Below are 12,202 nucleotides of genomic sequence, written 5' to 3' on the forward strand. Positions count from 1 at the left end.
GGCCCCGCCCCTTTCCGCGGCGGGGCCGGGCGGCGCCCGCTACAGCGCCCCGGCGTCGGCCGCCGCCCACGCCGACGGGTACAGCGGACGCCAGCCCAGCTCCCGGCGCGCCGCCGCCGTGGACACCTGTCCCTCCCACGGGTCGAACGGCCCCTGCGGCGAACCGCCCGGGTGGACCTGCCCGTTGAGCGCGTACAGCTCCCAGGCCGTCAGCGGCGCGTCGTCACCGACGTTGTACGTGCGCCCCTCGATGCCGGGCGCCACCACCGCGCGCCACAGCGCCCGCGCCACGTCCGCGTGGTGCACCACCGCCAGGCGCTGGTGCGCGGGCCAGTTCGCCGCCCACCGCAGCGACTGCTCCAGGTGCGGATCGCCCTGCCCGTACACGAAAGCCAACCGCGCCACCACCAAGGGAAGTTCGTCACCCAGCGCGCGCAGACCCGACTCCGCCTGCGCCTTGGAGGCCGCGTACACCCCCCACGCCGGATCCGGCGCGAGCCGGTCGCCCTCCACCGCGGGGCGCCCCAGCCCCCGCCCGTACACCAGGTTCGTACTGGTGTGGACGAACCGCGCCACCCCGGCCTTCGCCGCCTCCCGCCCCAGCGCCACCGCCGCGTCCCGGTTGACCGCCCACGCCGCCTCGTCCGGTACCCCGCGCAGCGCCGCCGCCACGTTCAGCACCACCTCGGCCCCCGCCAGCGCCCGCGCCCGGTCCGCCTCCTCGCACAGGTCGCCGACCACCACCTCCACCCCCGCACCCGCCAGAGCCGCCGCCTTCGCCGCGTCCCGCACCAGCACCCGCACCGAGGAGCCGTCCGCCCCGGCCCACCGCACCAGCCGCGGCACCAGCCGGCTGCCCACCGCACCGGTCGCGCCCGTCACCAGGATCTTCACCATCGCCCGCCCCCTCCAGGGGAGTTGTTCTCCTCCGACGCCCACCACCCTGCCCGCGGCACGAACGGCGCGGCAGAGACCCCCCGATCCAGGGACCGGCGATCCCTGGTTGCCGCGCGCCCCGGCCGGTCAGACTGGGGGCATGATCGACCGAGCGGCACTGGCCGACTTCCTCACCCGCACCCGGGCCCGGCTCGCCCCCGCCGACCTGGGGCTGCCGCCCGGGGCGCGACGGCGCACGCCCGGGCTGCGCAGGGAGGAGGTGGCACAGGTGGCGGGACTGTCGGTGGACTACTACGCGCGCCTGGAGCAGCGTCGCGGCCCACAGCCCTCGCCGCAGCTGCTCGCGGCCCTGGCGCGGGCACTGCGGCTGAGCGAGGACGAGCGCGACCACCTGTTCCGCCTGGCCGGGCACGAGCCGCCACGCCGACACGGACCGCTCGGGCACGTACGGCCGGGACTGCTGCTGATCCTGGACCGGCTGCACGACACGCCCGCCCAGATCGTCTCCGACCTCGGCGACGTCCTCGCCCAGAACCCGATGGCCGCCGCCGTCTTCGGCGACGTCGCCGCCCTCGCACCCGAGCGGCGCAACCTGCTGCTGCGCTGGTTCACCGAACCGGACACCCGGGCACTGTTCCCGCCCGAGGACCACGAGGACCTCGCCCGCGCCCACGTCGCCGCCCTGCGCGCCGCCCACACCGCCCGCCCCGGGGACCGGCGCGCCGCCGAACTGCTGGAACAACTCCTCACCACCGGAGGGGAGTTCACCTCCCACTGGGAGCGCCACGAGGTCGCCCGGCGGCGCAGCGGCCGCAAACGGGTGCTGCACCCCGTGGTCGGGCCGCTGGACCTGGAGTGCGAGGTGCTGGCCGCCGGCGGCGAGGACCAGCTGCTGCTCGTGCACACCGCCGCGCCCGGCAGCGAGTGCGCCTCCCGACTGGAACTGCTGCGCGTCGTCGGCGCCCCGGCCCCCGCCTGAGACCCCGCTGCGCCGTGGCGGGGGCCGGGGCCCGTAGGCTGGGCCGGGCCGTCACGGCACAGACCGTCACCAGAGCGCACAAAAGCGACCGACCGACAGAAGCGGGCAGGCAGGGGCAATGCAGTTCGACGACCAGGGGGACCTCGACACCTCGCAGGTGGACGACCGGCGCGGCATCCCCGGCGGGAAGCTCGCCATCGGCGGCGGGGCCGTGGGCCTGATCGCGGTGCTGGTGGCGGTCGTCCTCGGGGTCGACCCGCAGCTGCTGGGCCTGTCCTCCGGCTCCGGCTCCTCCGGCTCCTCCGGCGTGCGCACCGAAGGCGAGACGCAGAAGACCTGCAAGACCGGGGCGGACGCCAACAAGCGCCAGGACTGCCGGATCGTGGCCGTCACCAACAGCCTCCAGGAGTTCTGGCGCACCGAGCTGCCGCGCGCCGCCAAGGTCCCGTACAAGAACGCCGAGACCGTGCTGTTCACCGGCCAGGTCTCCACCGCCTGCGGCGCGGCGACCTCGGCGGTGGGCCCGTTCTACTGCCCCGGCGACAAGAAGGCCTACTTCGACCTCGGCTTCTTCAACGACCTGTCCGCCCGCTTCGGCGCCAAGGGCGGCCCGTTCGCCGAGTCCTACGTCGTCGCCCACGAGTACGGGCACCACATCCAGACCCTCACCGGCGCCATGCAGAAGGTCGGAGGCGACCGCCAGGGCGCCACCAGCGGCTCGGTGCGCCTGGAACTTCAGGCCGACTGCTACGCCGGGGTGTGGGCCCACCACGCGACCACCACCCCGCAGGCCTCCACCGGCCGTCCGCTGATCGCCTCGCTCACCGACCAGGACATCGCCCTGGGCCTGGACGCGGCCGCGGCGGTCGGCGACGACCGGATCCAGCAGCAGGCCACCGGCCGGATCAACCCGGAGGCCTGGACGCACGGCTCCGCCGAGCAGCGCAAGGCCTGGTTCACCACCGGCTACCGCAGCGGCGACCTCGCCCAGTGCGACACCTTCTCGGCCGCCAAGCTGTAGCAGCCCCCGCCGTCAGAAGTCCCCGTCCGCCTGCCCGCCCCGCGCCCAGTCCCAGCCGGCGATCGCCTCGCGCAGCCGGTGGGCGGAGGCGGGCAGACGCGCCTGCGCGTCCCAGAACAGCGTCAGGGAGCGCCGGCAGTCGGGGCTGTCGACGCCGACCCACACCAGCGGCAGGCGGGTGGCGGTGCGCCGGGCGATGGCGGGCACCAGGCCGATGCCCAGGCCCGCGCTGATCAGCTCGGCGATGGCACCGGCCTCGTTGCTCTCGCAGACGATCCGCGGCACCAGGCCGCGCGCGGCGAACAGCCGGTCCAGCAGGCGCCGCTGCCAGTGCCCGGGACGGGCGGCGATGAACGGCCGCTCGGCGAGCTCCTCGACGCCCACCGTGGCGCGGTGGGCCAGCGGGTCGCCCACCGGGACGGCCAGCCACACCTCCTCGTCCAGCAGCAGGACCGACTCCAGGCCCTCGGCGGCGACGGGCTGGGAGACGACGGCGAGGTCGACGTCCTGCGCCCGCAGCCGACGGGCCATCTCCTGCGCGCAGAGCTGGTGCAGCTCGATCTCCACCCCCGGATGGCCGCGCTTGAACGCGGCCAGCGGCCCGCTGAAGGCCAGGAAGGTCTCCGAGGCCAGCCGCACCGCGCCCAGCCCCTGCCCGGCCGCCTCCGCCACCGCCCGCCGGCCCGCCTCCAGCTCGCCGAGCGCACGCTCGACGCAGCCGCGGAACAGGTGCCCGGCCGCGTTCAGCCGCAGCCGCCCGCCCCGCTCGAACAGCGGGGTCCCCAGCTCGGCCTCCAACCGGGCGATGGAGCGGCTCAACGACGGCTGGGCGACGCGCAGTTCCTCGGCCGCCCGGCTCAGGTGCTCCAGCCGCGCCACCACCAGGAACTGCGCGAGCGTGTTCAGCTCCACCAAGCCCCCATGCCTCGGGCGTCATAACGCCATAGCGATATTGATCTTAGACAGGATAGCCGGACGGTCATAGCGTCATGGGCCGGGCCGCACACCGGCAAACAGCGCGCCCGACACCGGCTTGAGGAAGGACGCCCATGGCCATCGCCGCCGACAGGACCCCACCGGAGCCGGAGGCCCGGTCCGCCACGGGGGAGCGGACCGGGCCCGCCGGACGGACCCTGCGCGCCCTGGCAGCCGCCCACACCACCGCCGTCTTCGGCCAGCCCGTCTTCGCCGGCGTCTACCTCAGCGGCGACTACGACGCCCTGACCTGGCACGCCACCGGCGCCAACGCCGTCACCTCCCTCGGCTACGTCCAGCTCATCGCCGCCCTCGTGCTCTGGATCCGGCTGCGCCGCGCCTGGCCACTGACCGCGACCCTCGCCGTGGTCGCGGCCGAGACCGTGCAGTACTTCGCCGGACTCGACGGCGCCCTGTGGCTGCACCTGCCACTCGGCGTCGCCACCATCACCGCCACCGTCGTCCTCACCATCGCCCTGTGGCGCACCCCGCTGCCCCCGCGCCGGCCCACCCGGTCGGAGGACGACCGTGCCTGAGCCCCACAGCAACGGCCTGACCCGACGTCAGGTCCTCGGCATCGGCGGCGCGTTCGGCCTGCTCACCACCACCGGCCTCGCCACCGCCGCCACCCTCGCCCGCCGCCCCGCCACCACCGGCGGCCAACTGCGCAGCACCGCCCAACTGCCGCCCCCCTACCAGGTGCCGCTGCCGCTGCCCGCCGTCCTCAAGCCCGTCTCCACCGACGGCGCCGCCGACCGCTACGAGATCGTCCAGCGCGAGACCACCGCCGAGATCCTGCCCGGCCTGCGCACCCCACTGTGGACGTACGGCGGCTCCTTCCCCGGCCCCACCATCGAGGCCCGCCGCGGCCGGCCCGTCACCGTCACCCACCACAACGAACTGCCGGTACCCACCGCCGTCCACCTGCACGGCGGCCGCACCCCCGCGGAATCCGACGGCTACCCCACCGACCTCGTCCTGCCCGCCGGCTGGCCCCAGGCCCCCCACACCATGCCCGGCATGGCCGGCACGGACGGCCACGGGGGCGGCATGGGCGCCATGACCGACCCGCGCGCCGTCACCACCCGCCTCAAGCGCGACTACACCTTCCCCAACGACCAGCGCCCCACCCTGCTCTGGTACCACGACCACCGCATGGACTTCACCGCCCCCGCGATCTGGCGCGGCCTGGCGGGCCTGTACATCGTGCGCGACGACGCCGAGGACGCCCTCGGCCTGCCCGCCGGCCCCCGCGAGATCCCGCTGATGATCGCCGACCGCGCCTTCACCGCCGACGGCGCCCTCACCTACCCCTCCCTCGACCCCACCCTGCGCGAGCGCCCGGGCGTCACCGAACCCTACGTCGCCGGCGTCCTCGGCGACGTCATCCTCGTCAACGGCGCCCCCTGGCCCGTCCACGAGACCGACGCCGCCCGCCACCGGCTGCGCCTGCTCAACGCCTCCAACGCCCGCCACTACGAACTCGAAGCCCGCACCGAGGACGGCCGCCGCCTCGACCTCGTCCGGATCGGCGCCGACCAGGGCCTGCTCGCCGCCCCCGTCACCCACCAGAGCCTGCCCATGGCCCCGGCCGAACGCCACGACCTGGTCGTCGACTTCGCCTCCGCACCCGTCGGCTCCCTGGTGCGGATCGTCAACCGCCTGGGAAGCGGACGCACCCGCGACGTGATGGCCTTCCGCATCGCCCGCCCGGCCACCGACGACAGCCGCATCCCACCCGCCCTCACCACCGACCTGCCCGACTGGCACCGCGAAGACGCCGTCCGCACCCGCGACTTCGCCTTCCGCGCCGGCCGGATGAACGGCGGCCACGGCTGGCTCATCGGCGGCCGCCCCTTCGACCCCGCCCGCCCCGACGTCACCGTCCCCCTCGGCGACACCGAGATCTGGCGCCTGATCGCCGACGTCCACCACCCCGTCCACCTCCACCTGGTCGGCTTCCGCATCCTCACCCGCGGCGGCAAACCCCCGCTGCCCCACGACGCCGGCCTCAAGGACACCGTCTCGCTGCGCCCGGGGGAGTCGGCGGAGATCATCACCCGCTTCGACGGCTACCGCGGCCGCTACCTCTTCCACTGCCACAACGCCGAGCACGAGGACATGGGGATGATGGCCAACCTGGAAGTCGTCTGAGCACCCGGTGCGCGCGGCTTGACCGGCCCATTGCGCGAGCCGCGCCCACCGGGCGCACGGGCGGGTGCGAGGGCCTGCGGGTGAGCGGCGGGGCCGGGCGGGGCGCGGCGAACACAACCGGAACATGATGTTCCGTCCGGTTCGGGGCGAAGTGCCGGACCTTCACGGGTCTCCCATCAGATGATCACTCTGCTGCCGGAATCCCGACCCCCGCAGTACGGGGAGGTCCACTCCAATTCCCTTCGCACACACCCGAGCAGCGAAAGGCCACCACCCCCATGACCCGCCCCGCCGACCACCCCACCGCCGACCGGATGCTGCGCGAGGCCGCCGCCCGCCTGGACCGGCGCCGCTTCCTGACCGTCACCTCGGCCGCCGCCGCGCTCGCCTTCAGCGTCAACCTGCCCTCCGCACACGCCGCCGACAACGAGATCGCCCCGCGCGCCATCGGCGACAACCCCTTCACCCTCGGCGTGGCCTCCGGCGACGCCACCTCCGAGGCCGTCGTGCTGTGGACCCGCCTGGCCCCGCGCCCGCTGGAGCCCGGCGCCGGCCTGCCGCCCACCGGCTCCGTCAAGGTCGCCTGGGAGATCGCCCGCGACGAGAAGTTCCGCCGCGTCGAGCGCCGCGGCACCGCCCGCGCCCACGCCGAGTTCAACTACGCCGTCCACGTGGACGTCGACGACCTCGACGCCGGACGCGAGTACTGGTACCGCTTCACCGTCGGCCCCTGGTCCAGCCCCGTCGGACGCACCCGCACCGCACCGCCGCGCGGCAGGAAGATCGACAGCGCCCGCATCGCCTTCGTCTCCTGCCAGGCCTACGAGGACGGCTACTTCACCGCCTACAAGCACCTCGCCGGCGAGGACCTGGACGCCGTCTTCCACGTCGGCGACTACATCTACGAATACGGCATCGACGCCGTCGGCGGCGACCGCAAGTACACCGACCGCACCCTCGCCGCCCACTTCAACCACGAGACCACCACCCTGGAGGACTACCGGCTGCGCTACTCCCTCTACAAGAACGACCCCGACCTCCAGGCCGCCCACGCCGCCCACCCCTGGTACGTCACCTGGGACGACCACGAGGTGGAGAACAACTACGCCGCAGGCATCCCCGAGAAGAACCAGGACCCGGCCCCCTTCGTCGCCCGCCGCGCCGCCGCCTACCGCGCCTACTGGGAGAACCAGCCGCTGCGCATGCCCCAGCCGCGCGGCACCGAGCTGACCCTCTACCGGCGCGTCCACTTCGGCCAGCTGGCCCAGTTCGACATCCTCGACACCCGCCAGTACCGCGACGACCAGGCCAACGGCGACGGCTGGCAGTACCCCACCCCGGAGTCCGACGACCCCAAGCGCACCCTGATGGGCGCCACCCAGGAACGCTGGTTCGCCGAAGGCCTGCGCCACTCCAAGGCCACCTGGAACGTGGTGCCCCAGCAGGTCGTCTTCTCCCGCCGCAAGAACACCACCGCCGACCGCTCCAAGCTCTCCATGGACGCCTGGGACGGCTACCCGGCCGCCCGCGAGCGCTTCCTGCAGGCCGTCGACCAGTCCGGCGTCAGGAACCTCGTGCTGCTCACCGGCGACGTGCACGTGGCCTACGCCCTGGACGTCAAGCGCGACTTCAACGACCCGAACTCCCGCACCGTGGGCGTGGAGTTCGTCGGCACCTCGATCAGCAGCGACGGCGACGGCGAGGAGAAGCCCTCCAACTGGAACAACCTCATGTCGGCCAACCCGCACATGAAGTTCTACGACGGGCGCCGCGGCTACACCGTCCTCACCCTGGACCGCCACCGGGCCCGCGCCGACTACCGGGTGGTCTCCCACATCACCCGCCCCGGCGGCACCCTGTCCACCGCCGTCTCCTTCACCACCGAGGCCGGCAACCCGGGCATCCGCCCCGCCTGACCCGGGCTGCGCAACCCGTCGGTCCCGCCGCCTTGAGGGAGGCGGCGGGGCCGCACCACGGCCCCCGGGGCCCCGAGGGCGCTCGGCACCGTCCGCGCAGCCCTCCTCCGAGGGACGTGTTCAGCGGGCGTGTTCAACCGGCGTGTTCAACGGACGTGTTCAGGGGCGCGGAAATCCGTGGACGGGCCCACGGAAGATCACATACTCTGTGGCTCCACGCCCTGAGACGAACGGAAGGAGGCGAGTGCCGTGCGGTTCACACCTTTCCAGCGCTCCCTCTTCCGCTGCCCCGGCGTGGTTCGCGAATTCTGACCGGGAGCGCTCCAAGCAGCCTGCATCCCGGAGGAATCCATGACCGATCCGGTCATCCGCGCGCTCTCCGCGAGCGACGCCCATCTCTTCGACGCACTCCCCGACCCCCTGGGCGCCCGTGAAGGCCATCGGCGTACCCGGTTCCGCCCCGACTGGAAGCGCGTCGCCCTGCGCGACGGCGAGGTCGTCGCACGCGGCGCCTGGTGGGGCGGCCCCGACGACCCGGAGCCCGTCAACATCAACTGGTTCGACGTGGCCGAGGGCGAGGAGGAGGCCGGAGCCGAACTCCTGCGCTCCGCGCCCTGGCAGGTCGAACTCGAGATCAACCTGCCCGGCGGCTGGCGGGACCGCACCGACCTGCGCGCCGGCGCCGAGGCCCGCTTCGCCGCCGCACGAGCCGCGGGATACGAACTCCTGGCGGAACGCTTCCTCTACCGCTGGACCCCGGAGCGAGGCCTGCCCGAGCGGCCCGCACGCCTGCGCTTCAGCGCCGAACCCGACGACACCGTGTTCTTCGACGCGCTGCGCCGCATCCACTCCGCCACCCTGGACGCCCACGCGCTCAAGGCCGTCGAGGAGGGCGGCCTCGACCAGGCCGCCCAGGAGGAACTCGACTTCTTCCACTGGTGCCCCTCCCCACGGGAGTGGTGGCAGGTCGCGCACACGCCGGAGGGCGACCTGGCCGGCATCCACATCCCGGCCCACAACCCCTCCGGCCCGACCATCGGCTTCATCGGAGTCGTCCCGGAACAGCGCGGTCACGGCTACGCCTACGACCTCCTCGCGGAGTGCACCCACTTCCTCGTCGAGCAGGGCGCGGAGTTCATCAGCGGAGCGACGGACCAGGCCAACCTCCCCATGGCCGCGAACTTCGCCAAGGCCGGCTTCCCCGTCGTCCGTGAACGCATCAACTTCCACCCGGCGGGCCGAGCGGCCTAGCGAGGAGTAGCACACGGTGAGCGGTCCGGTCCGAGGGCAGGCCCGGACCGCTCACCGGTGCCCGGCGGCACGCCTCACCCCCCGCATCGGCGGGACCGCTCACCTCCGTGACGCCTCGTAGGCCTCGCGAATGGCCGCCGGGACGCGCCCGCGGTCGTTGACGAGGATGCCGTGGGTGCGGGCCCAGACGCGTATCGGCTCGTCCTGCGGCAGGGGACCGGGCTCGCGGGAGGCAGCAGGCTTGCCGGGGCCCGTCCAATCTCCTGAGGAGACTCCCTCCAGCCGGTCCGCCGCGTGCTGGAAGAAAGCGGACAGCGAGGCGTACACGCCCTCCTCGGGACAGGACGCCTCCGCCCACGTGCCGACGGTTCCGGTGGCCGTGTCCAGGAACGTCCCGTACAGGCCGTCGCGTTCGGCGGCGATCGGCACCCAGGTGCGGCGCCAGAACGGGCAGTCGGGGTCCTCGGACGGTTCCGCCTCCTCCAGGGCCGTCCGGCTGAGGTACACCCGCTGGATGTCCGTCAGGCCCAGCAGCATGTGGCCGCCGGGCAGGGGCACGGCGCAGTCCCGCGTCACCAGGCACGAGGGCATGTCGGGCCGCACGCCGGCGTCGATGCCGTTCACCAGGAGCCACTGCCGCAGCTCCGGCGGCAGCGTCAGGCCCATGCGCCGTTCGGCCCGCTCCACGGCCTCCCGGCTCCCCGGACCGCCGAGTGCGGCGAACACCGCCGGGTCGTGCCGCTCCAGCCACGCCGTCACCCGGCCCCACGCCTGCTGTACGTCTCCCGCCCCGGGTGCCGGAGTTCCGGTCACGTGCGATCCCTGCTGATCATCCATAGGGCGACCGTACGCGGGAAACCCCGGGGATTGCACTGGAGGCAACCGGGTACGCCGCCGGGCTCGGCCTCCGCTCGGAGGCAAAGCCGCTTGTTCAGCCGGGCGTCTCGTCGGAGAACGTCGGACCGACGGGGAAGCGGATGGGGCTGAGCAGGTAGGGTGCCCGGCCCGGCGCCGGCTGGTTGGCCAGCCAGGGGCCCAGCACCGTCAGCAACTGGTGCGTCATCTGGGCGAGTTCGTCCGGGCTGAGCCAGAGCGTGCCCTGGCGGTAGGAGACCGCGTCCGCGACCGGGTCGGCGCCGTCGCGGTCGAGATAGGCGTTGAACTCCGCGATCAGCACGGCCATGGCGGCGGCAAAGCCGCGGCGGTGATCGTCCGGCGACATCGCGGCGGCCCCGTCGGCGTCGACGACGGGGCGGTCCTGGCGCAGCCGGTAGTACCGCTCGACGGCGCCGCGCACCCGTTGCTCGTCGGCCACCTCCAGGAAGCCCGCCTCGGCCAGCAGGGCGACGTGCCGGTACATGGTCACCTTCGGGACCTCGGGCATGCGCTCGCACAGCTGGGAGGTGGTCAGCACCCGGCCGCCGGAGAGCGCGTGCACCACGCGCAGACGCACCGGGTGGAGAAGCACTTCGGTGGTGTCCATGACCCAACTATTCCATAAGCGATACCATTATCGAAGTTGGAAACGTAGCCTGGGGAGGGGAACATGCGTCAGGCATCGGGGCGGGCAGTGCAGGTGAACGGTCGATCCGTCTACGTGGAGGAGTCCGGCAACCGGCCGGACTGGGTGATCTTCGAAGCAGGCCAGGGCCTGGGGCGCACCTGCTGGGACCCTGTGCTGCCGTTGCTGGCGGATCGGGCGCACCTGGTGGCCTACGACCGCGCCGGCTTCGGCCGCAGCGGCCGGACGGCAGTGCAACTGGGCATCGACGACATGGCCGCGGACCTGGTCGCCATGGCCGAGGCAGTCGTCCCCGGCCGGTTCGTGCTCGTTGCGCACAGCATGGGAGGGCTGGTCGCGCGCCGCGCCGTGGACAGGCTGGGGCCGCGGCTGCGGGGGCTGTTGCTGCTCGATCCGACACCGGAGAGCGCGCCCGTCTACGACACGTTCGACCAGACCGCCAGGAAGGTCGACCGCGCCATGGGCGTGACGCAGGCACTCGTCCGCTTCCGCCCGCTGGCCCGCATGGCCAGCGCAAACATCGGCCGCGTCTTCCCGGCGGACACCTACGCGACCATGCTTGCCGAGGACTTCGTCCCCGCCGGTATCGCGCAGACAAGGAAGGAGTTCAAAGCCGTCGCCGCGGCCATCCCCCGCTTCCGTGCCGAACCGCCCGGCCTCCCGACGTGCCCGACGGTCCTGCTCTCGGCATCCCGCCCCGTCAAGGGCCGGGAACGGCAACACGCCGTCATCGCCGAGCACCAGCGGCGTTGGGTCGAGACGCTGCCGGACGGGCGGTTCGAAGAGGTCGACTCGGCCCACTTCATCCAGGCCGAGCAGCCGGGGATCGTCGCGCAGAGAATCACAAGCCTCCTCGACCGGCCCAGCCGCACCGGCGCCCGTACCACCGACAAGGACTGACCGGACGCCTGACCGACGGATGGTCGTCCCAGGGCTCGCCGACCGCCGCCGGAGTGCGGCCGGGCCGGCGGGGAGTTTCGACATCGATCGACTGGTTTGTGATCACCCTCTGCCAGCAGAGCCTGGAGAACCCGCTCGTGATGGACCGATCTGCCGGTGGGCCGGTGGCGTGAGTCCGCCCGCGGGCACCGGTGGCCGACCGGCGGAACCGGGCCGGTGCGAGACCGGTTGCGCCGCCGGGGTGACCGCGGTGCGGTGTCCGGCGTCATGCGGTGTCGGCCGTCGGCGTGCCACGGACCGTCGGCGATGATGGCGACCACATCGAGCGGTCCACTCACGTGGGGCCGCGAGTCCAACCGGAATTCGGCTCAGGTCGGGTGACGCCTCAACGGGTTCCGCGCCCCGGCCGGCGGAACGAGGAGTCCCATGAGGCCCACCCCACTGATGCGGTCCCTGCTCGTCCTTCCCCTGCTGCTGGCCCTGGCGGGCGTCGCCGCGCCCGCGCAGGCCCTGACGCCCACCGGCAGCGGCGTGCAGCCGTCCGGCCCCGCGGCCGTGACGGCCGAACGTGCCTGCGCACCGGCCCC

General features: G+C 73.6%; 11 protein-coding genes. 7 read left to right on the forward strand and 4 right to left on the reverse strand.

Going from position 1 to position 12,202, the window contains the following annotated elements; genetic code table 11:
- Window positions 1–39: 39 nt before the first annotated feature.
- Complete coding sequence (locus KS423_RS24475; protein ID WP_224281869.1) at window positions 40–894, reverse strand: NAD(P)-dependent oxidoreductase; 855 nt, start codon at window positions 892–894, stop codon at window positions 40–42.
- Between the two features lie 145 nt (window positions 895–1,039).
- Between KS423_RS24475 and KS423_RS24480 the strand changes: the two genes are divergently transcribed.
- Together KS423_RS24480 and KS423_RS24485 are read left to right on the forward strand one after the other, a co-directional pair.
- Window positions 1,040–1,876 carry a helix-turn-helix transcriptional regulator gene (locus KS423_RS24480; RefSeq protein ID WP_224281871.1) on the forward strand — a complete coding sequence of 279 codons (837 nt, stop codon included), beginning with the start codon at window positions 1,040–1,042 and terminating at the stop codon, window positions 1,874–1,876.
- Window positions 1,877–1,994: 118 nt separating this feature from the next.
- On the forward strand, window positions 1,995–2,897 hold the full coding sequence (locus tag KS423_RS24485; protein WP_224281855.1) for a neutral zinc metallopeptidase: 903 nt from the start codon (window positions 1,995–1,997) through the stop codon (window positions 2,895–2,897).
- Between the two features lie 12 nt (window positions 2,898–2,909).
- Here the strand turns inward: KS423_RS24485 and KS423_RS24490 are convergent, their stop codons facing one another.
- Window positions 2,910–3,809 carry a LysR family transcriptional regulator gene (locus KS423_RS24490; protein WP_224281873.1) on the reverse strand — a complete coding sequence of 300 codons (900 nt, stop codon included), beginning with the start codon at window positions 3,807–3,809 and terminating at the stop codon, window positions 2,910–2,912.
- Between the two features lie 137 nt (window positions 3,810–3,946).
- Between KS423_RS24490 and KS423_RS24495 the strand changes: the two genes are divergently transcribed.
- The 4 genes from KS423_RS24495 (at window position 3,947) to KS423_RS24510 (ending at window position 9,193) form a co-directional block, all read left to right on the forward strand.
- Window positions 3,947–4,408, forward strand: coding sequence for a hypothetical protein (locus tag KS423_RS24495; protein WP_224281857.1), 462 nt, complete (start codon window positions 3,947–3,949; stop codon window positions 4,406–4,408).
- Window positions 4,401–6,026, forward strand: coding sequence for a multicopper oxidase family protein (locus KS423_RS24500; protein WP_224281860.1), 1,626 nt, complete (start codon window positions 4,401–4,403; stop codon window positions 6,024–6,026). Before KS423_RS24495 ends, KS423_RS24500 begins: the two co-directional genes overlap by 8 nt.
- 278 nt (window positions 6,027–6,304) lie before the next feature.
- Entirely contained in the window at window positions 6,305–7,942 is a 1,638-nt protein-coding gene (locus KS423_RS24505) for an alkaline phosphatase (RefSeq protein ID WP_374120018.1), read from the forward strand.
- A gap of 351 nt (window positions 7,943–8,293) precedes the next feature.
- Window positions 8,294–9,193, forward strand: coding sequence for a GNAT family N-acetyltransferase (locus tag KS423_RS24510; RefSeq protein ID WP_224281862.1), 900 nt, complete (start codon window positions 8,294–8,296; stop codon window positions 9,191–9,193).
- A 99-nt stretch (window positions 9,194–9,292) separates the two neighbouring features.
- On the opposite strand, the gene KS423_RS24515 is transcribed toward KS423_RS24510, so the two are convergent.
- Window positions 9,293–10,030, reverse strand: a complete 738-nt coding sequence (locus KS423_RS24515) for a histone-like nucleoid-structuring protein Lsr2 (RefSeq protein WP_224281864.1) — start codon at window positions 10,028–10,030, stop codon at window positions 9,293–9,295.
- A 94-nt stretch (window positions 10,031–10,124) separates the two neighbouring features.
- Entirely contained in the window at window positions 10,125–10,676 is a 552-nt protein-coding gene (locus KS423_RS24520; protein WP_224281866.1) for a helix-turn-helix domain-containing protein, read from the reverse strand.
- 114 nt (window positions 10,677–10,790) lie between these two features.
- On the opposite strand from KS423_RS24520, the gene KS423_RS24525 reads away from it, so the two are divergent.
- Window positions 10,791–11,615: an alpha/beta fold hydrolase gene (locus KS423_RS24525; protein WP_224281868.1), complete on the forward strand. Its 825-nt coding sequence runs from the start codon at window positions 10,791–10,793 to the stop codon at window positions 11,613–11,615.
- Window positions 11,616–12,202 lie beyond the last annotated feature (587 nt).

Source organism: Streptomyces sp. LS1784 (assembly GCF_020103755.1).
In the GTDB taxonomy this organism is placed as follows: domain Bacteria; phylum Actinomycetota; class Actinomycetes; order Streptomycetales; family Streptomycetaceae; genus Kitasatospora.

Bases quoted from the DNA above. Each gene is read 5' to 3' on its own strand.
- KS423_RS24485 (WP_224281855.1), top strand. From the start codon at position 1,995: ATGCAGTTCGACGACCAGGGGGACCTCGACACCTCGCAGGTGGACGAC.
- KS423_RS24495 (WP_224281857.1), top strand. From the start codon at position 3,947: ATGGCCATCGCCGCCGACAGGACCCCACCGGAGCCGGAGGCCCGGTCC.
- KS423_RS24505 (WP_374120018.1), top strand. From the start codon at position 6,305: ATGACCCGCCCCGCCGACCACCCCACCGCCGACCGGATGCTGCGCGAG.
- KS423_RS24510 (WP_224281862.1), top strand. From the start codon at position 8,294: ATGACCGATCCGGTCATCCGCGCGCTCTCCGCGAGCGACGCCCATCTC.
- KS423_RS24515 (WP_224281864.1), bottom strand. From the start codon at position 10,030: ATGGATGATCAGCAGGGATCGCACGTGACCGGAACTCCGGCACCCGGG.
- KS423_RS24520 (WP_224281866.1), bottom strand. From the start codon at position 10,676: ATGGACACCACCGAAGTGCTTCTCCACCCGGTGCGTCTGCGCGTGGTG.